We start from the raw sequence: 23,301 nt of genomic DNA on the forward strand, positions 1-23,301 counted from the left end.
GTCCCTCAAGCAGGAGGGACACCCGCCGTAAACACCTTGTGTATCGTCAATCCAGAAGTCGTCCAAGGTGAATGTCGCCATCAAAGCATCGTTGATCAGCCTCTGCGCCGTGCTCGCAGCCGCCTGCGATCGGCTGCCCATTCCCGATCCCAACAAGCAGGCAATGCAGAAGGAACAGGACGCGAAAGCCATCGGGGGGGCGTGCCGTCACGCAGGGCGTGCGCTCGAGGATTGCTACAACCTGAATCCCAAGGCTTCGAAGGCGGCCATCTTCGCGGGCTGGCGCGAAATGAACGACTACATGACACAGAACAAGATCGATGTCGTGTTACCGAGCATTCCACCGAATGCCGGGTCGAAGAAAGTGAAGTCGCACCGGCCGCCCGAGGACAGCGAACAGACCGCCGAACCCGCGCCTGACCAGGGTGGCGAGCCGGAAAACCAGCACGGTGACTCCTCCCATCAGAGAAATCCCGCTCTTACGGCCGGGTGAGCGCCGCAACGACGCCGCGCGCGTCAAGTCGCTCGATGTCCCGCCCGTCCAACAGCGCGTGCCCGGCAGACATGAGAACGGGCGCACCCGGCGCCCGTCGTGGCCTGGCGGGGCGGTCCCTCTTCAGCGCCCGGAAACCAGCTCGCTGAGGTCCCGCCCGTCGATCTTCACGCGGGCAACGGTATCGCCACCTTCATTACCCAGCGGTTCTATGCTGACGCGTCCGGAGTCAAGCAGTTGCTGCAGGCGCTGTTTGGCGATGCCCGAGGCGCCCGCCATTTCCAGACTGTCTATACCCGCCGCACGGACCCGTACGCCATCGGCATAGAAGGTCGTGCCATCGACCGCGTAATGCCGCTGCGCGGGCGGCTTGGGCGGACGGAAGACCGGAGCCGCGGCGACAGCGGATGTCCGCTTGGTCTTGGTTGCGGTCGCCACCCGGGTCTTGGAACTGACCTTGGCAGCGGGGCGCACCGCCGACTTCACCTGCTTGCCGCTGGCGACGGTACGCGCCGCCTCGACCTCCGAAACCGGAAACAACACACATCCGAAGAGCACGGAAAGCACAACGGCTCCCCAGCGACTGACTGTCATGCAAATATCTCCACGTTGAGAACGACCGGTGCGCGCGTCCGCGTCAGGCGCCGCCGCAGCATTCCGGTTTCTGGACAAGCAGGGCCCGATCTGAAAAATTCGATCAACATCCTGCGATATTTGTTTGTTTCGGATAATTTTTTCAGATCTTAAACATTGAAACGCGTCGGCGCCACATTTTTGTTCGTTGCAGGCGCCGTCATCTCTGCCGGCGCCGCGCCGGGCGCGCTCACCGTACAATGCCGGATTGCCTGCAAGACCTCGACTTCCCATGCTGCACATCTACGGCATCAAACGCTGCGACACCATGTCAAAGGCCATGGCCTGGCTTCGTGATCGCCATATCGATTTCCGCTTGCACGACTACCAGAAGGACGGTGTCCCCGAGTCCCTGCTGGCCGACTGGATACGGCGCGCCGGCTGGCAGTCGGTGGTGAATGCACGGGGGACCACCTTCCGCAAGCTGCCACCCGCGCTGACTGCGGATCTCGACGACGGCAAGGCACTGGCGCTGCTGAAGGCACATGCGTCCGCGATACGACGCCCCATCGTCGACCTGGGCGACGATCTGCTCATCGGCTTCGATGCCGGGCGATGGAGTAAGGTGTTCGAATGAGCGGAGGCGATTTCGTCCAGCGCTTTCTGTTCGAGGGCCTGGACATACGCGGTGCGCTGGTCCGGTTGACCGACGGCTGGCAGTCGATGCTGCGCGGACGCAGTTACGGGCCAGTCCTGTCGCGCCTGTTCGGCGAAATGACCGTGGTCACGTTGATGATAGGCGGCCAGCTCAAACAACCCGGCCGGCTGACGGCGCAGGTGCGCGGCAATGGTGCCCTCGGCCTGCTGGTTGTGGATTGCGATGAGCGGCTCAGGCTGCGCGGCATGGCCACAGGCGCGCACGATCTCGCCGATGCCCCGCTCCCCGCGTTGCTGGGTGACGGCCAACTGGTCGTGACGGTGCAGACGGACGCATCGCCCACGCCCTATCAGAGCGTGGTGCCGCTCGAAGGCGCCACGGTGACGGAAGTGTTCGAGCGCTTTCTCGAACAGTCGGAACAGCAACCCACCGCACTTTGGCTGTCCGCCGACGAATCCGTTGCATGCGGCCTGTTCCTGCAGAAGCTGCCGGGCGCCGATCAGCGGGATGCGGATGGCTGGGCGCGCATCTGCCATCTCGCCGCCACCCTCACGCCGGCCGAGATGAAGACGCTGGACACCGGGTCGCTGCTGATGCGCCTGTTTCACGAAGACATCGCTGCCGGGGGCATACGCGTGTTCGACCCGGTCGAGCCGCGCCATCATTGCCCGCGCGACGAGGAGAAGGTGCGACGTCTCGTGTTGTCCCTGGGGCGCGCCGAGGTCGAGTCCATCCTTGCCGAGAAGGGCGAAGTGCTGATCCACGACGACATGTGCAATCACGACTATCGTTTCGACGCCGGCGACATTGCACGCCTGTTTGGAGATCCACCTCCGGCGGTCCACTGAGGACCGTCCGCTGAGACCTCCGGCAGGGCGGCACCCGGCGATTGCCCGGGATGCATGCTGTCGGTAAACTTTTGATATTTCTTCCGGATCATTCATGGCGCGCAAGCCCGACACATCGGTCATCGAACTCAAGAGCGCCACGCTGGAAGCGATGCGTGCCATCCTCCGCTCGCCGGACGACGCCACAGTCATCGCGGCGCTGGAAGCCCGGCTGGGAAGCATGCCGGGCTTCTTCTCGGGGGAGCCGGTGGTGATCGATTGCAGCGATTTGCCGGCGGGTACGTCCCCCGATCTTGTTGCGCTGCGCGATGTGCTGGCCAGGCATGAACTGACCGCCGTTGCCCTCCAGACTGCCGACGAACGCCTTGCACAACGCGCACAGTCGCTTGGCTGGGCAGTCATGGCAGCGGAGAGCACGTCGGCACGATCACATGCACGCGCCGAGCCGGGGGAAACCGCCCGCGTCGAACCGGAAGCGGTCGCGCCACACGCGGCGCCGGTCGCCGAGCCGCTGGCGCCGGAGCCGTCGGTGCAGTCCGTGCGACGCACCGAAATCGTCGACAGACCTTTGCGTTCGGGCCAGCGCATCTACGCACGCGGCGGCGATCTGGTGGTGCTCGCCATGGTCAGCGCGGGGGCCGAGGTGATCGCCGACGGCAACATCCACATCTATGCACCGTTGCGCGGACGCGCCCTGGCCGGCGCATCGGGGGACATGGAAGCACGCATCTTCACGACCTGCTTCGAGGCCGAGCTGGTGTCGATTGCCGGGGTGTACCGTACGTTCGAACAGTCCGCCGGCGAACTGCTGCGACGCCCTGCGCACGTACGACTCGAGAGCCATTCCGACAAACAGGTATTGAGTGTCGCCGCTCTGGCGACCAACTGAAACACAAGAGGGAGAACAGAGTGACCCGTATCGTCGTCGTGACATCCGGCAAGGGGGGGGTGGGCAAAACCACGACCAGCGCCGCTTTTTCGTCCGGTCTGGCACTGCGCGGCAAGAAGACCGCAGTGATCGATTTCGACGTCGGTCTGCGCAACCTCGACCTCATCATGGGATGCGAACGGCGCGTGGTCTACGACTTCGTGAACGTGATCCACGGCGAAGCCAATCTGACCCAGGCGCTGATCAAGGACAAGCACTGCGACAACCTGTTCGTGCTGCCTGCCTCGCAGACGCGCGACAAGGATGCGCTGACCGAGGAAGGGGTCGAAAAGGTACTCAAGGACCTGACCGACATGGGTTTCGACTACATCGTGTGCGATTCGCCGGCCGGCATCGAACACGGAGCGGTGATGGCCCTCACCTTCGCCGATGAAGCCATCATCGTGACCAATCCGGAGGTGAGTTCGGTACGCGATTCCGACCGCATCCTGGGCATCCTGCAATCGAAATCGCGCCGCGCGCGCGAAGGCCGCGAGGCGGTCAAGGAGCATCTTGTGGTCACCCGCTACTCGCCGAAGCGGGCGGTGGAAGGTGAAATGCTGAGTCACGGCGACGTGCAGGAAATCCTGCGCATTCCGGTGCTCGGCGTCATTCCCGAATCGGAAGTGGTGTTGCAGGCGTCGAACCAGGGCACGCCGGCCATCCACATGAATGGCACTGACGTCGCCCAGGCCTACGAAGACGTCGTGGCGCGCTTTCTCGGCGAAGACCGTCCGCTGCGCTTCGTCGACTACGAGAAGCCCGGCCTGCTCAAGCGTCTGTTCGGAGGGAAGTGAGCATGTCCCTGCTGTCCCTTCTGTTCGGCCAGAAGCCCAAGACCGCCTCGATCGCGAAGGAACGCCTGCAGCTCATCATCGCGCGCGAACGCGGCGAGAATTCGGCCGGCACGCCGGACTTCCTGCCTGCGCTGCAACAGGAACTGGTGGCCGTCATTTCCAAGTATGTGCGGGTGAATCCGGAAGACATCAAGGTCCAGCTCGAGAAGCAGGACAATTACGAAGTGCTCGAGGTCAACATCGTCCTGCCCGAGCAGCGCCCTTGACGCTGTCGTCGCTGTTCGGTGGCCGCGACCGGCCGCCACGCCACTCGATAGACGTGTCCGAGGCGGCCGGCGTGCGTTACCTGCATTTCGGATCGGAATGGATACAGGGCGCGATGCGCGTCGCCCGGCCCTACGCCCTGGAGCTGGAATACACGCGCGAAATGATGCTGCCGCTGCTGCTCGCGCCGCATGCGGCGTGGCCCGCGCGGGTGCTGGTGATCGGTCTGGGGGCCGCTTCGGTGGTGAAGTTTCTGCACCGCAATTGTCCGCAGAGCCGGCTTACCGTGGTGGAGATCGATCCGCGTATGCCGGCGGTCGCGGCCATGCATTTCCGCCTGCCGGACGAGGACGACAGGCTGCAGATCGTGATCGGCGACGGTGCTCGCTATGTCGCGGCAAGCGATCAACGCTGGGATCTCATCCTGGTGGACGGTTATGACCACCGCGCACGCGCCAACGCGCTGGACAGCGAGACCTTCCATCGCGACTGCCGCGCGCGGCTTGCCTACGAGGGGCGCGCATGCCTGAACCTGTTCGGACGCACGCGCGGATTCAAGGCCAGCGCCAGACGCCTGCTCGATGCGTACGCCGGACATGCCCTCATCCTGCCGTCGCTGGATGAGGGCAATGCGATCTGCGTCACCGGCACCGAACTGGGCACGCGAGTCGACATGATCACGCTGCGCCAGCGCGCCCAGTCGCTGCGCAGTGACACCGGCCTGAATCTGCTGCCCACATTGAGCCGGCTGGAACAGGCGGGTCACTGTCCGGCGGGCGAACTGACCTTCTGACCACGCCGCAGAAGGCTGTCTGCCTCGCTGCGGCACGCTCGGCAAGCCGGGTTTCCCCGGCCCGCCCGAGGTCAGCGCTGGGTGACCAGCGGCCCCTTCTGCGATGCGAAGTAGGCCGCAAGATCCGCCATGTCCTGCTCGCTCAGGGCGGTGACCTGGGCGCCCATGATGGCGTTCTTGCGTGTGCCCTTCTTGTACGCCTTCAGCGCCTGCAGCAGGTAATCCTCGTGCTGCCCGCCGATGCGCGGAAAGGACGGCGCCTTGCTGTTGCCGTCCTCGCCATGGCAGGCCGCACAGGCGGCGGATTTTTCCTTGCCTCGCGCGACATCACCCGCGTGGGCAACGGATGTGCCCAGCAGGAAGGACAGCGCGAACGTGGTGATTGCGATGTGCTTGATCATGCCCCCCTCCTCACTTCTGCGCGCTGTAATACGCGGCGATATCGGCCATGTCCTGCTCGCTGAGGCTGGCTGCGATGCCGTTCATGGTGGGGTGCTTGCGGTCTCCGCTCTTGTAGGCCTGGAGCGCGGACACGATGTACTCAGGATACTGTCCACCGATGCGCGGCACTTTGTAGGTTTTTGGAAAGGCGGTCTGATAGCCGGGGATGCCGTGGCACCCGACACACATCGATACCTTGTCCTTGGCGGCTTCTGCATTGCCTTCAACGGCGAAGGCTACCGTGCTGACGCATACGGCTACGACAGCGACAAGAGTCCTGGCACTCATCGAGTCTCCTCTTCCTGATGGTTGAGTTGCTTGCTGCGGAACCGCGCCGAGTGTAGTCAAGTACTTGACGAGCGTCAAAAATACTGCGCTGCAACAGTAGTATACGCGACCGGGCATTCCCGATGTCATGGACGTCCACCGACGGCAGGCGCATGACGGCCGCCGGTTTGCGCGGAGCAGGCCGCGCCCGGAGGCCGCCCCCCGTCAAGCCCCGGACAGGTCGACAATGATGCGTCCGCGTACGCGTCCTTCGAGGAATATCGGCGCGATATCGATCACCTGCTCGAGAGGCACGGTGGTCGTCATGCGATCCAGCAGATCCAGCGGCATGTCGCGCGCGATGCGGCGCCATGCCTCTTCACGCGGCGCGCGCGGTACGGTAACGCTGTTGATGCCATACAGCGTGACGCCACGCAGGATGAAGGGCGCCACGGTCGCCGGGAAGTCCATGCCCTGGGCCAGACCGCAGGCGGCAACGGCGCCGTTCTCGCGCGTGGCCGCGCAGGCATTCGCCAGGGTATGCGAGCCCACGCTATCGACCACGGCCGACCAGCGCTCGCGTGCCAGCGGCTTGCCGGGCGCGCTCAGCGTCGCGCGGTCGATCACCGACTCCGCACCGAGCGATTTGAGGTAGTCGGCTTCTTCGAGCCGCCCGGTGCTTGCCACGACGCGGTGCCCGAGGCGGGCCAGCAGCGCCACCGCGACCGAGCCGACGCCACCGCTGGCCCCGGTCACCAGCACCTCGCCATCGCCCGGCTGCAGGCCGTGTCTCTCGAGCGCCATGACGCACAACATGGCGGTGAAACCCGCTGTGCCGACCGCCATGGCACGGCGCGCATCCAGCCCCTGCGGCAGTTGCACCAGCCAGTCACCGCGGACCTGGGCCTGTTCCGACAATCCCCCCCAGTGGTTCTCGCCGACACCAAAACCGGTGAGCACCACCTCGTCCCCTGCCTTCCAGAGCGGGTGCGCGCTCTCGAGAACGGTACCGGCGAAGTCGATGCCCGGCACCATGGGCCACTTGCGAACCACCGGACTGCGTCCCGTGATGGCCAGCGCATCCTTGTAGTTGAGGCTGGACCAGCGGACCTGCACGCGCACGTCCGCATCCGGCAGGGATCCGTCGTCAAGCCGCGTCAGACGAGCGATGGTGCGTCCGTCAGCATCCTGTTCCAGCACTATCGCCTTGAACATAGGGTGTCCTCCTCTGAATGGATATCTCGCCTCCGGCAAGGCGCACAGGATACTTGAGGCGGACCGGCGTCACGCATGCCCGGTAACGGGCCCGTCACGGGCAGGCGTGTTCGCGCGCGGCGTCGCAACGGGGAGACGGTCCTGACACGAACCCCCTCAGCGGCGACAATCCGCACCATGAATCATTCCCCGCCCCTACCGCTGGAGCGTGTGGTGCTCGACACCAATGCGGTGCTCGACCTGCTGCTCTGGCACAACACCGACATGCAGCCGCTGGCGCAGGCGCTCGCCTCGGGCAGCGTCACGCTGCTGACCGACGCGGCCTGCCTGCGCGAATTGCGCACTGTGCTGCGCTATGCGAAGTTCGGACTCGACGACCTTGCGGCAGCGACGCTTTACCAGCGCTATCTTGCATTGATCGAAGAGGTCGCCCTGCCCTTGCTGAGCGACTCGGCGCTGCCGCGCTGCCGGGACCGGGAAGATCAGAAGTTCTTTGATCTGGCCGTCCGCGCGCGCGCCGATGCACTGATATCGCGCGACAAGGCGGTCCTGCGACTGGGACGCCACCGGCTCTGCCCCGCCCACCTGAAGATCATTGCGCCCCCCGCGCTTGCAAGCTTGCTGCCGCCGTCCGCCCCGAACTGAGCGGGCAACTCGGCGCGCGCGCCAGCGCGGCCCGGTCCGCCGGCTTGCAGTGCGGGCTGAACCTAACATGCGTGGTCGCGAAACGATGCGCGCGCATCAATGCCCGCCCCCGCCAGCCCGACAGGCATTGGCGCGCACGCAGATTCAAGTTTTTCGTGAGGCTTTGTAAGCCGGCCCCTGCCTATACTCCGCCGTTTTTCGACGAGTGCGCCGAGACGCACACGCCCATACAAGCCTTCCCGGAGAGAGACCCACGTCATGAAGACCTCACGCCATACGCCCCTGGCACTGGCCCTCGCACTGATCGGTGCGCCGGCCGCCGCAGACGAATCGGTGATCGCGCCCACCGTCGTCATCACCGGCACCCGCGTAGAACAGAACTCTTTCGATCTGCCGATGGCGATCGACGCCATCGATGGCGCGACCATCCAGGAACAGCGCGCCAACGTCAATCTGTCGGAAGTGATCAATCGCGTGCCCGGCGTTGCGGCTGCCGGCAAGGAAAACTACACCCAGGAACAGTCGCTCACGATCCGCGGCTTCGGCGCGCGTTCGCAGTTCGGCGTGCGCGGCGTGAAGCTGTTCGCCGACGGTATTCCCGCCAGCACACCGGACGGCCAGGGTGGCACCGGGCTGTTCGATCTCGCTTCGGCGAGCCGCATCGAAGTGCTGCGCGGCCCGTTTTCCGCGCTGTACGGCAACCATTCCGGCGGGGTGGTGCAGATATTCACCGAGGACGGCCCGGAGAACTTCACCCTCACGCCCAGCTTCCAGGCCGGCAGCCCTGGCACCACGCGCTATGGTCTGAAGTTCGGCGACACCGTCGGCAACTTCAACTACAGCGCCAGCGTGTCGGATTTCCATACCGATGGTTATCGCGATTACAGCAGGTCGGAAAAGCAGCAGGCCAACTTCAAGGCGAGGCTTCGGCTCAATGAGCACAGTACACTCACCATGGTGGGGAATTACCTCAGTCAGGAAGGGCAGGACCCGCTCGGTTTGACAATTGATCAATTGAGCTCTGATCGCAGGCAGCAGGGGCAAGCCTCATTGTCCGGTTCAAATGGCCTGCGGACGGCTGAATTCTTCGGCGCCCGCCGTTCGCTCGAGAACAGCCAGGGCGGTTTTGTGTTCGAAACCGCGCTCAGCAGCCAAGACACTTTGCGCGCCATGGTCTATCTCGGCAATCGCAAGAACGCACAGTACCTTGCGCTGAACGCGGTTACCCAGAGCAACGCAACTGCTTCTGGCGGGCTTTCGACCTTCGATCGCGATTACTGGGGTACCAACCTGCGCTGGACGCGCAGGGTGGAAGCCGTCACCTTCACGGTTGGAGCCGAGTATGAACGCGCCGACGAAGCACGTCGCGGCTATCGTAATGGCAGCACGATAGCCACCGACAACACGTCGACAAGCAGCGACTACGGATTCCGCGGCGCCCTGAAGCGGGACGAACGGAATGTCGCGGAACAGACGGCGGCCTTTTTCCAGGGCGAATGGACTCTCCGACCTGACATATCACTGTCCGGTGGCCTGCGTTACACGCGCGTTGACTTCAGTACCGACGACAACTTCATCTGCTCCAGCAACTGCTCCGGTGCAGCAGGCGCGGCGCAGCTCTCACGAGCAAACGGTGACGACAGCGGCTCGACTCATCATGGGGCGTGGACTTCGGCCTTTGGTGCACTCTGGAAAGTCACGCAAACGACGAATCTTTATGCCAACGTAGGCCGCGCTTTCGAAGCCCCGACCTTGGTCGAACTGGCCTACCGCCCCGATGGCGGCAGCGGATTGAATCTCGGCCTACAGCCGTCGACCAGCATGCAGTACGAGATAGGTGCAAAGACCTTCCTGACGGACCGTACGCGACTGGACGCGTCGGTTTTCTATATCGACACCGAAGACGAAATCGTGGTTGGCACGAATAGCGGCGGCCGTGTGTCCTACCAGAACGCGGGCGATACGAGTCGCAAAGGCTTTGAGCTTGCGATCGATTCACGCATCACCGACGCTGTCGGTGCATATGCGTCGCTCACGCTGCTCGACGCGAAGTTCGAAGATAGCTTCCTGACCTGCGGCGCGCCGCCCTGCACTACCCCCAACATCGAGGTTTCCGCTGGCAACAAGCTCGCAAGCGTCGCCAACAAGTCGTTCTATGGTGAGATTACTTATCGTCACACAGCAAGCGGCTTTCTTGGCGGAATCGAATACAGGGCGAGCGGACGCATGTATGCAAACGACACCAATGCAGATCGCGTCGGGGGGTATGGCATCGCGAGCATCCGTGGAGGATTCACGCAGAAATCCGGGAGCTGGACCTTCACCGAATTCGCGCGGATAGACAATCTGTTCGACAAGGAGTACGTCGGCTCCGTGTACGTGAACGACGCAAACGGTCGCTTTTACGCCCCCGCCGCCGAACGTACCTGGCTGATCGGCCTGTCCGCGTCCTACGCGTTGTAAGCCGCCGCCATCCGGGGCAATACGCGCAGCGCGTTTGCCCCGGTCGCGGAGACGAGCTGCTCGACGGAAATGCCGCGCACCTGGGCGAGGATATGCGCGATGCGCGGCAGATGCGCGGGTTCGTTGCGTTCACGGGCGGCGAACTCCGGCGGGATGTCGGGCGCATCGGTTTCCAGCACGATGGACTCGAGCGGAAGCTCGGTCAGCAAGCGACGCAGGTTCAACGCGCGCACCCAGGTAGCGGCGCCACCGAAGCCCAGTACGAAGCCAAGCTTGATGAATTCATCCGCCTGCTGACGACTGCCGTTGAAGGCATGGGCAATGCCGCCGGGTCCGCGGCGACCGAACACCGCGCGCAGATGCTTGAGTATGCGGTCCTGGCTGCGGCGCACATGCAGCAGCACCGGCAGTCCTGTATCCCGCGCGAGTCCGAGCTGGGACACGAAATAGTGCTCCTGCAGCGCGGGATCCATGGTGTCGACGAAAAAATCCAGCCCGATCTCGCCGACGGCCACAACGTCCGGCCGCGTCAGGCCTTCGCTCAGTGCCAGCAGGTCGCTTGCGTGCGCTCGATCGACGTAGAGCGGATGAATACCAAGGGCATAGTGAAGGTCGCGTGCTCCGCCCGCCAGATCACTGACGGCGGAGAAATTGTTCCGCGCCACCGCAGGGATGACGATGCCCGCCACGCCTGCGCCGCGGGCCCGCTCGATCACCAGCGTCCTGTCAGCGTCGAACTCCGGTGCGTCAAGGTGACAGTGCGTATCGATCAACATGGCGTGAAGCATAACGGCCATGCCGGACAAAACAAGGACCCGGGCGGCGGAGTCCGGGCCGGCCGGGTCCCCGGCATGAAGGGATGTACCAGGATGCCGCCCCTACGCAGGGTCTGCGCGGCGCCGTTCGCGGGTGCCGGACGAATCCGGTACATGGCACGGCGGTCTGCAAGGTCAGCGCTTCTTCTTGCCCAGTTCGTTGCCGATGGCGCCGCCAGCGATGGCACCTCCTACCGTGGCAACCGTGCTGCCGCCGGTCAGAACCGAGCCCGCCACGCCGCCTGCAGCGGCGCCGATCATTGCGTTGCGCTCGCTGCGCGTCATGCCGGCGCAGGCACTCATGCTGATGGCCAGGGCGATGATGGCAACCGGTTTGCCCAGCGTGTTCGGGAATTTCATCGATGTTCTCCTGATTCGGGTCGCTCAGCAGGCGCACGCTGCGCCGGTGCGATTCACGATTCCAGTCTAGGGAACCGCCGGAACACCGCCGGTAGGCGGCCTGTCCGAACAGGTGTCGGACGGCGCCGACACGTCGAAGGACACTGGAAGGTGGTGCCCGGAACGGGACTCGAACCCGTAAGCCTTGCGGCGGCGGATTTTAAGTCCGCTGTGTTTACCAGTTTCACCATCCGGGCGGACGGTCGAGGCGGCGAGTATGCCACCGATGTGTGCCGGGCCTCAGCGTACGTACAGCGCCGGCAAAGCCGATGGGTCACCGATGCGGCCGACCGCGGCGGCAGCGTCGAAGCCGTGTGTGCGGAACACCGCGATCACGGCATCCAGGGACTCGGGCGCACACGACACCAGCAGCCCTCCGCTGGTCTGCGGATCGGTGAGCAGCGCGCGATCGGTCGCCGTAAGTCCTTCATCCAGATGCACCCGTTCGCCGTAGCCCGACCAGTTTCGACCGGAAGCACCGGTAACGTGCCCCTGCCCGGCCAGTTCGCGTACGCCGGCGTGCAGGGGTACGGACGCCCAGTCGATGTGGATGTCGCAGCCTGACCCGCGCGCCATTTCAAGCGCGTGCCCGGCGAGTCCGAATCCAGTGACGTCGGTCATCGCATGCACGCCGGGCAGCGCGGCAAGATCGGGGCCCACCCCATTGAGCTGCGTGGTGCTGGCGATCATGCGTGCGTAGCCGGCTTCGTCGAGCACACCCTTCTTCAGCGCGGCCGACATGATGCCTACCCCCAGCGGCTTGCCCAGCACGAGCAGATCGCCGGGTCGCGCATCCGCGTTGCGGCGGATGCGCTCTGGATGGGCGATGCCAAGCGCGACCAGTCCGTAGATGGCCTCCACCGAATCGATGGTGTGGCCTCCGGCGATGACGATGCCGGCCTCGCGGCAGATCGCGCTGCCGCCTTCGAGGATGCGGCCTATCGTCGTAGCGGACAGCACCTTGATCGGCATGCCGACCAGCGCCAGCGCGAGGATGGGCCGCCCCCCCATGGCGTAGACGTCGCTGATGGCATTGGTCGCCGCAATGCGCCCGAAGTCGAACGGGTCGTCGACGATGGGCATGAAGAAGTCGGTGGTGGCGATGAGCGCCTGTTCATCGTTCAGGCGATACACCGCCGCGTCGTCCGACGTTTCGATGCCCACCATCAGCTCCGGCGGCATCGGCAGCGCAGCCGTGCTTTTCAGGATGTCAGACAGCACGCCCGGCGCGATCTTGCAGCCGCAGCCACCGCCGTGCGACAACGAGGTCAGGCGAGGTTCCGGCGCTGCATCGTCAGCCGACATGCTCATTGCTCAGCCGAGCCGACCGGCTCGGCGCAGCACCTCGACCACCTGCTCGATCTGCTCCTCGGCAGCCGCCGGAGCCAGCGAGAGCCGCTGCCCCGATGCGTCGAAGCCGGCTTGACGCACATCCGGATCCAGCCGGAGCTCGATGTGCTCGCCGCCCGGAAGTCCCGCCACGAGGCTGTCCGGCCGGGCCGAGTCGGCGTCGATCACCACGATGAGACCGGCGTCGAGCAGGATGCCGGCAATGCGCGGCAGATCGGCCGTCGCCGCCGGCAAGGTGATCGTGTGATGGCCGAGCGACATGAGCTTCTGCTCCAGCTTGCCGGCATCCAGCCCCTGCCCTGCCCACAACAGCAAGGGCGACTGCTGCTTGAGCGCGGCGCGCGCGGCACGACCGGTGTCCAGCGCGGTCCAGCTCAGATCACGCGGACGGCTGCGCGACGCGTGCAGCAACCCGGCACCCACCGTGTTGTTGCTCAGCCGGTCGATCAGGATGAAGCTGCCGGTGTCGCGCACCGATTCATACGGATCGAAGGCGAGCAGTCGATCGGTCAACAAGGACACGCGCCCGATTTCATTCAGTGCCAGCGTCGAGGCCGGGCTGCGCTCGAGCGTATTGACATTCACACGGTGCTCGATCGCGCTGACCGTGGCGCCGACGGTGCGGGTCGCGCATTTCATGAGATAGCTGCGGCCGGTGGCCATGGCCTCGTCGCTCATCCAGACCAGCGTGGCGTCGAAACTGTCACCGACCAGCGCAGGCACATCCGCCGCCACGATGACGTCGCCGCGGGAGCAATCGATTTCATCGGCAAAGGTGATCGTCACCGACTGGCCGGCGACCGCCTCATCCAGATCCTGCGTGGACAGCACGATGCGCTCGACCGTGGTGTCGCGGCCGGAGGGCTGCACACGCACACGGTCGCCCGGACGCAGCGAGCCGGACGCGATCTGTCCGGAAAAGCCGCGGAAGTCGAGATTGGGACGATTCACCCACTGCACCGGCAGGCGGAAGGGGCGGGCCTGCAGGTCGTCCTCGATCTGCACCGTTTCCAGGTGGTCCATCAGCGCCGGGCCGGCGTACCAGGGGGTGGCTGCGCTCTTCTCGATGATGTTGTCACCCTTGAGCGCCGACATCGGAATGCACAGGATGTCGGTCAGGCCGATCTGTGCCGCGAATTCGCGATAGTCCTTCTCGATGCGATAGAACACATCCTTAGAGTAGCCGACCAGATCCATCTTGTTGATGGCGACGACCACGCGCTTGATGCCGATCAGCGACACCAGGAAGCTGTGGCGGCGTGTCTGCGTCTGCACGCCATGGCGCGCGTCGACCAGGATGATGGCCAGATCGGCGGTCGAGGCGCCGGTCACCATATTGCGCGTGTACTGCTCGTGGCCCGGCGTGTCGGCGACGATGAACTTGCGCCGGTCGGTCGAGAAGAAGCGGTAGGCGACGTCGATGGTGATGCCCTGTTCGCGCTCGGCGGCCAGGCCATCGACCAGCAGCGCGAAATCGAGGTCACCGCCCTGGGTGCCCACCTTCTTCGAGTCCGCTTCGAGCGCGGCCAGCTGGTCCTCGAACAGCATTTTCGACTCGTACAGCAGACGGCCGATCAGCGTGCTCTTGCCGTCATCCACGCTGCCGCAGGTGATGAAGCGCAGCAGGCTCTTGTGTTCGTGCTGCTTCAGATAGGCGCCAATGTCCTGCGCGATGAGGTCGGAAACGTGTGCCATGTCAGCGGGCCTCCTGCTTCACGGTCCCGAACGAGGTCGGAGCGCCCGCGCGGGGCAAGGAACGAATGTGGGAGTGGAGGCACATCAGAAATACCCTTCCTGCTTCTTCTTTTCCATCGAACCGGCGGAATCGTGGTCGATCACGCGCCCCTGGCGCTCGGACGTCGTGGTGAGCAGCATTTCCTGGATGATGTCGGTCAGCGTGGCGGCGGTCGATTCGACCGCACCGGTCAGCGGATAACAGCCCAAGGTGCGGAAGCGCACGCTTTTCATCATCGGCGTCTCGCCCGGGCGCAGCGGCATGCGCTCGTCGTCGACCATGATGAGCGTGCCATCACGCTCCACCACCGGCCGCTCGGCCGCAAAGTACAGCGGCACGATGGGAATGTTCTCGAGATGGATGTACTGCCAGATATCGAGTTCGGTCCAGTTCGAGATCGGGAACACGCGGATCGACTCGCCGGGATGCTTGCGCGCGTTGTACAGCTTCCACAGCTCTGGCCGCTGGCTCTTCGGATCCCAGCGATGCAGGGCAGTACGGAAGGAGAAGATGCGCTCCTTGGCGCGCGACTTTTCCTCGTCGCGGCGCGCACCGCCGAAGGCGGCGTCGAACTTGTACTTGTCCAGCGCCTGTTTCAGGCCTTCGGTCTTCCACATGTCGGTATGCAGCGCCGAGCCGTGATCGAAGGGGTTGATGTTGCGCGCCTTCGCCTCCGGATTGATGTGCACCAGCAGGTCCATGCCCAGCTTGCGCGCCATCGCGTCGCGGAACTCGTACATGGCCCTGAATTTCCACGTCGTATCGACATGCAGCAGCGGAAACGGCGGCACCGAAGGATAGAAGGCCTTGGCCGCCAGATGCAGCATGACGGCGCTGTCCTTGCCGACCGAATAGAGCATGACCGGGTTTTCCGCCTCGGCCACCACCTCGCGCATGATGTGGATGCTCTCGGCCTCCAGCCTTTGCAGATGGGTCAGTGTTGTCATCGTGTTGGGAATCTGGAGCGAATGTGGAGCAATGAAGGTGCGCGACCGGCGATCGCATCCGGCGCGCGCGAAAGCGACGGATTTTATCTTGAAGGCAAGATGTGCGCCGGTAATGGGTGCATGACCAGACCCGGCTGAGTACCGGCTGGCGCGTCCGGCGCCCCGATATCAGCCGGCAGCGCGACGGCGATCCGGAAAACTGATCACGACCGAACGCTGACGGCGTTCGAGCCGGATGGCTGCGGCACCGTCTTCGCCGCTGTCGACCGCCGCCGCGTGGGCAATCATGCTGTCGCAAGCCATGTCTATCGCAGCGCGCTGCAGATCGAGCACCATGTGCGCCGACACGCGCAGGGCTTCGGCGCCGTCCTGCATCAAGCGGGTGCTGAGACGCGACATCTGCGTGCCCATCGGCATCGCCACATCGCCCTGCCCGGCCTCTGCCAGCAAGCCTCCCAGAGCAGCCAGTGACCGGGTCTGGATGCGCATCATGTCGCGACCGCCGTCACTCACGATATCGAGCATCCGTCTCAACGATTCGATCTGCCGGTCGTCGCCTGTCTGATCAGTCATGGTGTGCTCCTGCGGGGGATCCCTTGCCTGGATACAAACGAAGTGAAGCGCGTCACGGCCACATCATGAACGCAAGCGGGGGAAGGTTCAACCGGACAGGGCGTCGCGAGCTGCACGCAAAGTCCAACTAACAAGGTGTTGAGCGCGACCTGCGGCGCAGTTTCATGACGCGTTGATCGCCAGAGAAACACCGATCCAATCCCGTCCCCACAGAATGCGCGACACATCGAGCATTACACAAACTCCCGTAGCGAAGTCAGTGCGGGCGCTGCAAAACGAATGCATACGGCGGATAACTCGGGGCGATGGCCCTGAAAAGGCCTCCGGCCAATGATCCGGGGATGAAGAGAAGGCAAAATTCAGCGTCATGAAAATATCGACTCCAGATTCCTCTCAACCGCGAAAAATCAAGGAGAAGTAGCTTTATCAGTGCTGCCCCAGGATCAGTCACCGCGCAGCAAATTCACTGAACAGGGACGCATATGCTTGCCCCATAACCTCACCGGAGAAATATTCTTCGTATCGTCGCCGAGCCGCAAAACCAAATTTTTCCACCAACCCTTGTTGATCAAGAAGTCTATTCATTGCTGCAGCCAAAGCAGCTGGATCCGCCGGCGGAATAACGAATCCTGTCTCATCATGTGCATTAACGTATGACGTACCGGTTCCAATCTCACAACTGATTAGCGGCCTCCCATACATCGCAGCCTCAACGAGTACCATGCCATACGCCTCAGACCGCAAATGGGACGGCAGAATCAATGCCGTGCATCGTCCAATGAGTGAAATCTTTTCGCCATCCGAAACCTGCCCAGCGAATATCACATTAGATAAACCGAGAGCGCTCGCCTGATTCATCAAAGACCGCGCCATGGGGCCTGAACCTGCGATAACGATCGGGACACGCACACTGGAAGCAGCTTCAATCAAGTACTGCACACCCTTGTAATAGCGAAGCACCCCGACAAATAGAAAATACTGCGACGAACCGTCGAATCCGAGCCGATCAAAAATACTGTCATCACCGCTTTTCGCGTAGGACGCCTCGTCTATACCCAAAGGTATCTGGCGGAGCTTGTCATAAAGCTGTGAATCCGACAAAACTGGACTTGACGTCGCGTAGCGCGGAGCGTTAAAAACAACCGCACGCATGCTCTTTAGTGTCTGCCACATCAATGGCGCATATAGTGTGTTAAGGCTGCGCTGCCTAATCACATCCGAGATATAAGTAAGCACCGACGGTTTGTCATTGCCCGAAGCATGATGAAGCACATCCGCGAACGGCCAAGGAAACATATAGTGAACGAGATCGGCTTGCTGGACAAGGCGGCGAAAAGTCGACACCGCCTCAATCCCGCCTATGTCACACGAAGCTGGGGCAAACCACGACCTCGCGCGCACGACCCTCGCCTCCTCTCGGAGTATAGTTTTTGGCTCAGGGCGCGGAGAAAGCGCAAAAATTGTATTTTCGACCCCATATTTCTTCGTCGTCAGGCAGATCTGACGAATGGCCTCTTGTAGCCCCCCTGGCGGATCCGGATAATACGTTCTATACACATGTAAAACTTTCAAGATCCTGACTTTCTCAATGCGCTGACATAGATATCCGCCGTTGCTTGTGCGCAACGCGGCCATGAATAATTTCTGGATTTAACCAATCCAGCCAAAATCGCTTTAACCCTCCAGGAATCATCCTCAAGAGCGCGCTTTATAGACTCCGTGAGCGCGTCCACATCATTCGCTTCGCACATCAACGCGACTCCCTCAGCCACTTCCGGCAAAGAAGAGGACCGCGAACAAACCACAGGAATGCCCGAGGACATAGCCTCTAGCACGGGCAAACCGAATCCCTCGTAGAGTGAGGGAAATACGAACAGCCAAGCTCCGGCGTAAAGCAAAGGGAGATCCTCGCCATCGACAAATCCAAGATACTTAACCCATCCTGCGCGAACACCTTGCGCTATGCGCGCATGTATCCCCTCACTGCGCCATCCCCTGTATCCTGTCAGCACTAGAGGCCATTGATTGCGTAGCCTTGCGGGCAAGCGCTCGTAGGCGTCAAGCAGTACGAGAAGGTTCTTCCTCGGCTCAATCGTGCCGACAAAAAGGCTATAGCGCTGGTAAGCGAGGCCGTGCTTGTTCAGACAGGCCTCAAGCTGTTTTTTTTCCCGAGGAAAAAAACTGGAAGCGCTAGCTAGAGGAACTGCACGAATCTCGTCGAGAGGTTTTCCGAAATATTTTGCAACCTGCTCGCGAGTGAATTCCGAAACGGTGATCAATAGACTGGCTCTTTCAACCGACCGACCAACTTCCACTTCCATGTAGCGCACCCGTTCTGGGGGATGACACTCAGGCCAGACAAAAGGAGAAAGATCGTGAATGGTAACCACGCTCCGTCCCGGGAAAGGAGGCAGATAGAAGCTGGTGCCGTGGAAGAGGTGATCCTCGAAGTTTCGCAAGACGCGAGTCTGACGGAAAGCAGTAATCTTGCGATACAGGTCGATTGCTCCCGGGGCCGCTAACAAGCGCCGGCCAAAACCTGTCAAACGTCCGGCTTGCCCCTGCACACGAACGAGATCCGTGTCGAACCCAGTACCGCGGAAGTATCGTAAAGATTCGATCTGGGGTAAGTTGCGAAGCGCTTTTACCAACTCGTAAGAATAGCGACCGACCCCAGTGAGGGGTGGCTTAATCTGGTCAATGGAAATGATTACCTTCAAACCCTACTCCTCGCTGCTTCATTTCGCCATCTTTGCACCGGCAACCGCGAACTTGCACCGTAGTGGCAAACGATGGGCAAGTGGTCCGCATCGCAATCAGCCATGGCGAGCCCCAAAATCCAGTAGAAGAGAAAACCGGGCTTGCTCAGAAGCCCAGATGAAAAAAGCCGACGAATAGATAGGCGACGCTAAGGCCGGATATCAAACTGGAGTTAATCGTCCATCGGGAGCCACGGAGCAGATTAGTAGTGCCAGCAAGCCAAAATGGAGCACCAGGCCAACGACACCACAGGCTAGCACGAAGGACAGGTAAACTTTTTGGGGCGACAGGTGTCACCACGCGTTCCATGCCTCGTTTCCGAGGAAAAATGCTGCAGGGCTCCCCCTTCAAAACGCCTCCCGACGCGATCAAATTCCGCATGCCCCCCAAACTTTCAGGCGCTGGTGGACAGATGCATCTCTTTCTATCTGGAGCGTCAACATATTTCTCTTCCGGAATTGAGCATCGCTTTCGTTCCACAAGGTCTCTCCGCAAAAGAATCCAAGATTCCTGCAGGCGTCACGGCAACCGCGATTCCTGCTCAACCGGCACGGCGCTGCCACGCCTTGCCGCTGATGATAGCGACAAGCGATAGAATGGGAAGCACGGCAACCGGTGGACGTTCCGGCAACATCGCGAGGAACAAGCAGGCCGGATCCTTGTTCAGCAGCAACAACTTTTGGCGCCTGACCTGATTCCAGCGGACCCAAGGCAGGATCGGGGCAAGAAGGCATATCGACTGAAAGCGAGAAAATGAACTGCGCGCACCAAAGAGTCTAAAGACGTTTGTCGGATAAACGCTCATCCTGGCAGCACGCATTTTTCATAACTGACGTCCCGGGGCAGCAGCATATCAAGCACGCCGGCGTGCTCCCCTTAAGAAGCGGAAAAAATGTGAAATTGCCAGCGATCGCAATTACGGCGTATTGCCATTTCACCAAACCTCGGTTAGTGCGACGCAAAGCCGTGGCCACACCAACAACCACAAAAAGCGGCAGATTCGCCGACTGGCTTGATCCGGTCGATCAGATTAGAACAGAAAAACAGAAGATGATCGCGAAAGAAAAGAAGTAATCCGTCTTCCAGACGAGCAAAGAAATTTACCCATCCGGCGCACTAGGAGCCGTGCCGTTGAAAACACCAACAATGAAGCGCGATTGGCATAACCTGAAAGGGAGACGAATTGATTCATCATTGTCCCACCGGTGTCGCGATCAGTCATCATGAATAAACGGGGTACCCATCAGAATTCCGTCGCAAATGCAGTCCAGCCCTTTATCGTAACCAGGCTCCAGCTTGGAAATAGGGCCATTGAACGAATAAAGCGGAATACCCGAATTCGAGTCGAAGATATTGACGGGAATCATTCTTCGAAAGAAGAAGTGATAGGCGTACTTTTTAGCCCGCGAAATGAGGTCCCCATCCAACCTGCGTCCCACGGGAAGTGAGGCAAGGATTCGATCATATTCCTCTGGGGACGAGGCATCCGTAGTCACTCCTTTGTTTCTGATCCAAGCCTCGCCGGCGACGATAACAGGGATCCCCGCGCTGGTCAGTTCGACACCAGTCTTGGTGCCGTAGATAATGACTGAGTCACAGAGCTCAGCGAGAACATACGTACTCACGCGGCTCTCTGGCGGAACAACGAAGACGTTCTTCGGCAGCGAGGGAAAAAGTCTCTGTATCTCACCCACCACGGGCTGCTTGGTAGGGACCGCCCCCCTTATCTCCGCAGGGTGCACGCGTATGACAAGTTGTAAATCCGGCCTCGTCTGGAAATAACGTATGGTATGCACCAGCCACTCAAGCATATTGATGAAGGCATTAGCAGGATAGTGCAACTGAGCGTCCCACATGACATTCGTCAGACACCCAATGATCGGCTTATCGGGATCACAGCCGATTTCATCCAGAATTTGCCCCTTTCCAAACTGAGGATTCTCGACAAAGCGAATCCAGTCATTCTCACCCTGCCAGCGACTCCTCAGATAATCTGAAATTCGCTCATCTTCAATTTCGGACCACTTTATATTCTCCCATGCAGCAACCGGCTCGGTCATCAGGGTGTGATGGTAAGTGTCCTCGTGGCTGAAGATGAAACAGTTCTTGCGATAAGCCGGATTCCAATTGACTACGCGCACACCCCGACGCCTCAACACCTCCCCAATTACGCCCTGTGGTACATAGATTCCGTGGTGAAAAACCGCGACGTCAAAATGCTCCTTGCGCAGAAGCCCCTCAACAGCTCTTGCCGTCAGAAGGGCAGCCTTGAAATAACGACGCAGTACGGTTTCCGCGCAGGGCTCGTTGTCAATCGTGGCGCGGGCGAAGAAACGTAACGCACCTGCCTTGGCATGCTCACCCAGAGGCATGCCTTCGAGCATGTAGGGCTCGATGTCGGCTATCGGAATGGTAGATGCAAGCTGTTCTACCCATTGCCGATCTTCGTTGGACAGCAGCTCGGAATAAGCGCAAACCGGAATACCGGCATCCAGATAGGCCTTGCGTCCCGGACAAAAACAGTGCCCACACAGATCCTTGCTGGGCCCGAACTTGGCGAAACGCGCACTACTTGAGAAGAAACGCGGCTCGCACATTTGACAGCCCGGCAAAATGCCATCACACAACAAGGCTTGCACTTTTGCCCCACGCAACGCGAGAGCAACGGCGAGCGTCGTCTCCATTTGCATGGCAGGGACATGGGAACCTATGCTGGTTGCTATCAGGACACGTACAGGTCTTTGTGCCGTTGGATAGGTAGCAGATACCGATTCTGCAAGCATGGTATTCCAGGCAGGATAGGCTCGCCCTCGTGCCAGCATTCTCCGGCGAAACAACTGAAGCCGACTGTCGATTATTGGAAAATGCTTCACTAGCTTGAAGACGAGGGATTTCAGCAATGTAATTTCCTAGGGATTACGAATGGCAGACCAAGGACTAACAGGCGGTGCTCACTCATGTCGATCGCACAGAGCATCCAGCGCTCGCAAACCAACAAATGCTGGCTTTACGTCCCTGCCAAAGGGGCGAACGAATTCGAGAACGAATCGATCCCTCTGCTCCCTACCACGATCCCGCCCCTCCAGAAAAGCCCCTAATTGTTCGAAATGATGTACTTCTGAAGTGACAAGGTGAACCAAGCGGCCATTCAGTAAATGACGAAAATGTAGCGTTCCCTCCTGAGTGAGGTGGGATCGGCTATCACTGAGCATGAGTACAGGCCTTCCGACGATCGCCGATTCGAGCATACCGCTTGTATTGATCGCAACGACGACAGCACAGTGGTGGAGACTGTCGAAATATCGAGATCGCGTCTCGGCATCGATCACTTGTTCTCCCTGCGGCGGCCACACGACTACATTATCGAGCGTCTTGATATCCCCCCATTGCTGAAGGTTACCTGGATGTGGACGTATGAGCACATTGGCGTGACGAATAACGGGATCCGGATGGTTTCGGACCTTCTTAACCCAGCTACTGATCGATTCAGCCTCATTCGCGGCGATGAACTTGGACGAACACAAGTACAAAATTATGGGCTTGGATGGATCCAGACCCAATGCTGCACAGAAACCTTCTCGGGACGCGCGCGGCTTCATGACAAACCAAGGATCGAAAACCGGAGCACCTGTGACAATCACCTTTTCGCGGGAAATACGGTGTAGTCGTTCCAACTCCTCGGCCATTAGCCGATTCCAAACGAAGATCCTGTCCGGCACAAACTGAACCAGGCCCTTGTTGGTAAGATTATCCCAGCTTGCTACTATCAGCGCAGTCTTGTCACCGCGTTGAATAGCACATTTCAAATACTCGCACTCACCTGAATTGGGATCAACCAGCGGCGTTACCAATAGCACATCGAAAGATCTTTTTGCCAGAAAGTCCCGCACCAAAGGGTCACACGGTAGAAACCAATCCAGCGTTCTAAGCAACGATATGAAGAACCATCTGATGCCATGCAACCGGGCTCCCAGCAAATTAAGCGCAGCCCGTAAAAACCACGGAATTGGGGCAGCTGCCCGATTACGCAACGCTTCGCATTCATCGTAGATCGGGTCAAGATATCTCAGGTAGTCCTGGAGCAGGCGAATGGACAACAAGAGACGTCCCCTCCTACCCCCACCAAGCGGAGCTTGAATGATGCTAGCCCCTCCGACAATGGAATGTAGCGCCGCGTTATCCATGACCGTGTCAGCGGACATGGTCGTAACACAAATTTCGAGAGTATCGCCGCGTTCGATCAACCCTCGCACCCAAGGTTCAATCAGACGAAGGAACAATTGATGACGTATGACCAGAAGGACTCTAAGCGGCGATTTTGCAGACATGAAGATACT

24 protein-coding genes and 1 tRNA gene are annotated in these 23,301 nt (G+C 61.0%); 9 read left to right on the top strand and 16 right to left on the bottom strand.

From position 1 onward, the window contains the following. The first annotated feature begins 67 nt into the window (after positions 1–67). The gene (locus A3Q7_RS0105805) at positions 68–493 is read left to right on the top strand and encodes a hypothetical protein (RefSeq protein WP_018410916.1); all 426 of its coding nucleotides are present in this window, start codon (positions 68–70) and stop codon (positions 491–493) included. Positions 494–616: 123 nt separating this feature from the next. Here the strand turns inward: A3Q7_RS0105805 and A3Q7_RS0105810 are convergent, their stop codons facing one another. Then, entirely contained in the window at positions 617–1,036 is a 420-nt protein-coding gene (locus tag A3Q7_RS0105810; protein ID WP_232417839.1) for a thermonuclease family protein, read from the bottom strand. 322 nt (positions 1,037–1,358) lie between these two features. Here A3Q7_RS0105810 and A3Q7_RS0105815 point away from each other — a divergent pair, with 322 nt between their 5' ends. The 6 genes from A3Q7_RS0105815 (at position 1,359) to A3Q7_RS0105840 (ending at position 5,354) form a co-directional block, all read left to right on the top strand. Then, positions 1,359–1,703, top strand: coding sequence for a Spx/MgsR family RNA polymerase-binding regulatory protein (locus A3Q7_RS0105815; RefSeq protein WP_018410918.1), 345 nt, complete (start codon positions 1,359–1,361; stop codon positions 1,701–1,703). Continuing rightward, positions 1,700–2,572, top strand: coding sequence for an Hsp33 family molecular chaperone HslO (gene hslO, locus A3Q7_RS0105820; RefSeq protein ID WP_018410919.1), 873 nt, complete (start codon positions 1,700–1,702; stop codon positions 2,570–2,572). Before A3Q7_RS0105815 ends, hslO begins: the two co-directional genes overlap by 4 nt. Positions 2,573–2,666: 94 nt before the next feature. After that, the gene (gene minC / locus A3Q7_RS0105825; RefSeq protein WP_018410920.1) at positions 2,667–3,461 is read left to right on the top strand and encodes a septum site-determining protein MinC; all 795 of its coding nucleotides are present in this window, start codon (positions 2,667–2,669) and stop codon (positions 3,459–3,461) included. Between the two features lie 20 nt (positions 3,462–3,481). Beyond that, entirely contained in the window at positions 3,482–4,297 is an 816-nt protein-coding gene (minD, locus tag A3Q7_RS0105830; RefSeq protein WP_077231317.1) for a septum site-determining protein MinD, read from the top strand. A 2-nt stretch (positions 4,298–4,299) separates the two neighbouring features. Then, a complete protein-coding gene (gene minE, locus A3Q7_RS0105835; protein ID WP_018410922.1) occupies positions 4,300–4,563 on the top strand; it encodes a cell division topological specificity factor MinE in 264 nt (87 codons plus the stop codon). Next, on the top strand, positions 4,560–5,354 hold the full coding sequence (locus A3Q7_RS0105840) for a fused MFS/spermidine synthase (RefSeq protein ID WP_018410923.1): 795 nt from the start codon (positions 4,560–4,562) through the stop codon (positions 5,352–5,354). Before minE ends, A3Q7_RS0105840 begins: the two co-directional genes overlap by 4 nt. A 71-nt stretch (positions 5,355–5,425) precedes the next feature. On the opposite strand, the gene A3Q7_RS0105845 is transcribed toward A3Q7_RS0105840, so the two are convergent. The 3 genes from A3Q7_RS0105845 to acuI form a co-directional block, all read right to left on the bottom strand. After that, positions 5,426–5,755 carry a c-type cytochrome gene (locus A3Q7_RS0105845; protein WP_018410924.1) on the bottom strand — a complete coding sequence of 110 codons (330 nt, stop codon included), beginning with the start codon at positions 5,753–5,755 and terminating at the stop codon, positions 5,426–5,428. 10 nt (positions 5,756–5,765) lie between these two features. Further along, positions 5,766–6,083 (bottom strand): c-type cytochrome, encoded by a 318-nt coding sequence (locus A3Q7_RS0105850; protein ID WP_018410925.1) that lies wholly within the window; start codon positions 6,081–6,083, stop codon positions 5,766–5,768. Between the two features lie 204 nt (positions 6,084–6,287). Then, positions 6,288–7,277, bottom strand: coding sequence for an acrylyl-CoA reductase (NADPH) (acuI, locus tag A3Q7_RS0105855; RefSeq protein ID WP_018410926.1), 990 nt, complete (start codon positions 7,275–7,277; stop codon positions 6,288–6,290). A gap of 177 nt (positions 7,278–7,454) precedes the next feature. Here acuI and A3Q7_RS0105860 point away from each other — a divergent pair, with 177 nt between their 5' ends. Both A3Q7_RS0105860 and A3Q7_RS0105865 read left to right on the top strand, forming a co-directional pair. After that, positions 7,455–7,922 (top strand): putative toxin-antitoxin system toxin component, PIN family, encoded by a 468-nt coding sequence (locus tag A3Q7_RS0105860; protein WP_026224538.1) that lies wholly within the window; start codon positions 7,455–7,457, stop codon positions 7,920–7,922. Positions 7,923–8,180: 258 nt separating this feature from the next. Continuing rightward, positions 8,181–10,385: a TonB-dependent receptor family protein gene (locus tag A3Q7_RS0105865; protein ID WP_018410928.1), complete on the top strand. Its 2,205-nt coding sequence runs from the start codon at positions 8,181–8,183 to the stop codon at positions 10,383–10,385. Here A3Q7_RS0105865 and A3Q7_RS0105870 read toward each other — a convergent pair. The 12 genes from A3Q7_RS0105870 to A3Q7_RS20760 all read right to left on the bottom strand — a co-directional run bounded on the left by A3Q7_RS0105870 (position 10,373) and on the right by A3Q7_RS20760 (position 23,292). After that, positions 10,373–11,161: a TatD family hydrolase gene (locus tag A3Q7_RS0105870; RefSeq protein ID WP_018410929.1), complete on the bottom strand. Its 789-nt coding sequence runs from the start codon at positions 11,159–11,161 to the stop codon at positions 10,373–10,375. The genes A3Q7_RS0105865 and A3Q7_RS0105870 overlap by 13 nt on opposite strands. Positions 11,162–11,335: 174 nt before the next feature. Beyond that, complete coding sequence (locus tag A3Q7_RS0105875) at positions 11,336–11,560, bottom strand: glycine zipper 2TM domain-containing protein (protein ID WP_018410930.1); 225 nt, start codon at positions 11,558–11,560, stop codon at positions 11,336–11,338. Between the two features lie 151 nt (positions 11,561–11,711). Next, positions 11,712–11,796 (bottom strand) — tRNA-Leu (locus A3Q7_RS0105880). A gap of 43 nt (positions 11,797–11,839) precedes the next feature. Beyond that, positions 11,840–12,910 (bottom strand): selenide, water dikinase SelD, encoded by a 1,071-nt coding sequence (gene selD, locus A3Q7_RS0105885; protein ID WP_018410931.1) that lies wholly within the window; start codon positions 12,908–12,910, stop codon positions 11,840–11,842. Between the two features lie 3 nt (positions 12,911–12,913). Then, entirely contained in the window at positions 12,914–14,644 is a 1,731-nt protein-coding gene (gene cysN, locus A3Q7_RS0105890; protein WP_018410932.1) for a sulfate adenylyltransferase subunit CysN, read from the bottom strand. An 84-nt stretch (positions 14,645–14,728) separates the two neighbouring features. Then, the gene (gene cysD / locus A3Q7_RS0105895) at positions 14,729–15,631 is read right to left on the bottom strand and encodes a sulfate adenylyltransferase subunit CysD (RefSeq protein ID WP_018410933.1); all 903 of its coding nucleotides are present in this window, start codon (positions 15,629–15,631) and stop codon (positions 14,729–14,731) included. A 168-nt stretch (positions 15,632–15,799) separates the two neighbouring features. Beyond that, positions 15,800–16,204 carry a hypothetical protein gene (locus A3Q7_RS20260; protein ID WP_018410934.1) on the bottom strand — a complete coding sequence of 135 codons (405 nt, stop codon included), beginning with the start codon at positions 16,202–16,204 and terminating at the stop codon, positions 15,800–15,802. 447 nt (positions 16,205–16,651) lie between these two features. Next, entirely contained in the window at positions 16,652–17,839 is a 1,188-nt protein-coding gene (locus A3Q7_RS20465) for a glycosyltransferase (protein ID WP_077231318.1), read from the bottom strand. Continuing rightward, entirely contained in the window at positions 17,773–18,924 is a 1,152-nt protein-coding gene (locus tag A3Q7_RS20470; protein ID WP_077231319.1) for a glycosyltransferase family 4 protein, read from the bottom strand. The genes A3Q7_RS20465 and A3Q7_RS20470 overlap by 67 nt, the downstream gene beginning before the upstream one ends. Positions 18,925–19,505: 581 nt before the next feature. Further along, positions 19,506–19,769, bottom strand: coding sequence for a hypothetical protein (locus A3Q7_RS20900; protein ID WP_198289157.1), 264 nt, complete (start codon positions 19,767–19,769; stop codon positions 19,506–19,508). Positions 19,770–20,178: 409 nt separating this feature from the next. Then, complete coding sequence (locus A3Q7_RS0105910; RefSeq protein WP_198289158.1) at positions 20,179–21,864, bottom strand: capsule biosynthesis protein; 1,686 nt, start codon at positions 21,862–21,864, stop codon at positions 20,179–20,181. 51 nt (positions 21,865–21,915) lie between these two features. Then, entirely contained in the window at positions 21,916–23,292 is a 1,377-nt protein-coding gene (locus A3Q7_RS20760; protein ID WP_157278112.1) for a hypothetical protein, read from the bottom strand. Positions 23,293–23,301 lie beyond the last annotated feature (9 nt).

It is taken from the genome of Methyloversatilis thermotolerans (assembly GCF_000372885.1).
GTDB classification, from domain to species: Bacteria; Pseudomonadota; Gammaproteobacteria; order Burkholderiales; family Rhodocyclaceae; genus Methyloversatilis; species Methyloversatilis thermotolerans.

Bases quoted from the DNA above. Each gene is read 5' to 3' on its own strand.
- A3Q7_RS0105815 (WP_018410918.1), top strand. From the start codon at position 1,359: ATGCTGCACATCTACGGCATCAAACGCTGCGACACCATGTCAAAGGCC.
- hslO (WP_018410919.1), top strand. From the start codon at position 1,700: ATGAGCGGAGGCGATTTCGTCCAGCGCTTTCTGTTCGAGGGCCTGGAC.
- minC (WP_018410920.1), top strand. From the start codon at position 2,667: ATGGCGCGCAAGCCCGACACATCGGTCATCGAACTCAAGAGCGCCACG.
- minE (WP_018410922.1), top strand. From the start codon at position 4,300: ATGTCCCTGCTGTCCCTTCTGTTCGGCCAGAAGCCCAAGACCGCCTCG.
- A3Q7_RS0105845 (WP_018410924.1), bottom strand. From the start codon at position 5,755: ATGATCAAGCACATCGCAATCACCACGTTCGCGCTGTCCTTCCTGCTG.
- A3Q7_RS0105850 (WP_018410925.1), bottom strand. From the start codon at position 6,083: ATGAGTGCCAGGACTCTTGTCGCTGTCGTAGCCGTATGCGTCAGCACG.
- acuI (WP_018410926.1), bottom strand. From the start codon at position 7,277: ATGTTCAAGGCGATAGTGCTGGAACAGGATGCTGACGGACGCACCATC.
- A3Q7_RS0105860 (WP_026224538.1), top strand. From the start codon at position 7,455: ATGAATCATTCCCCGCCCCTACCGCTGGAGCGTGTGGTGCTCGACACC.
- A3Q7_RS0105865 (WP_018410928.1), top strand. From the start codon at position 8,181: ATGAAGACCTCACGCCATACGCCCCTGGCACTGGCCCTCGCACTGATC.
- A3Q7_RS0105870 (WP_018410929.1), bottom strand. From the start codon at position 11,161: ATGTTGATCGATACGCACTGTCACCTTGACGCACCGGAGTTCGACGCT.
- A3Q7_RS0105875 (WP_018410930.1), bottom strand. From the start codon at position 11,560: ATGAAATTCCCGAACACGCTGGGCAAACCGGTTGCCATCATCGCCCTG.
- selD (WP_018410931.1), bottom strand. From the start codon at position 12,910: ATGAGCATGTCGGCTGACGATGCAGCGCCGGAACCTCGCCTGACCTCG.
- cysN (WP_018410932.1), bottom strand. From the start codon at position 14,644: ATGGCACACGTTTCCGACCTCATCGCGCAGGACATTGGCGCCTATCTG.
- cysD (WP_018410933.1), bottom strand. From the start codon at position 15,631: ATGACAACACTGACCCATCTGCAAAGGCTGGAGGCCGAGAGCATCCAC.
- A3Q7_RS20260 (WP_018410934.1), bottom strand. From the start codon at position 16,204: ATGACTGATCAGACAGGCGACGACCGGCAGATCGAATCGTTGAGACGG.
- A3Q7_RS20465 (WP_077231318.1), bottom strand. From the start codon at position 17,839: ATGGCCGCGTTGCGCACAAGCAACGGCGGATATCTATGTCAGCGCATT.
- A3Q7_RS20900 (WP_198289157.1), bottom strand. From the start codon at position 19,769: ATGAGCGTTTATCCGACAAACGTCTTTAGACTCTTTGGTGCGCGCAGT.
- A3Q7_RS20760 (WP_157278112.1), bottom strand. From the start codon at position 23,292: ATGTCTGCAAAATCGCCGCTTAGAGTCCTTCTGGTCATACGTCATCAA.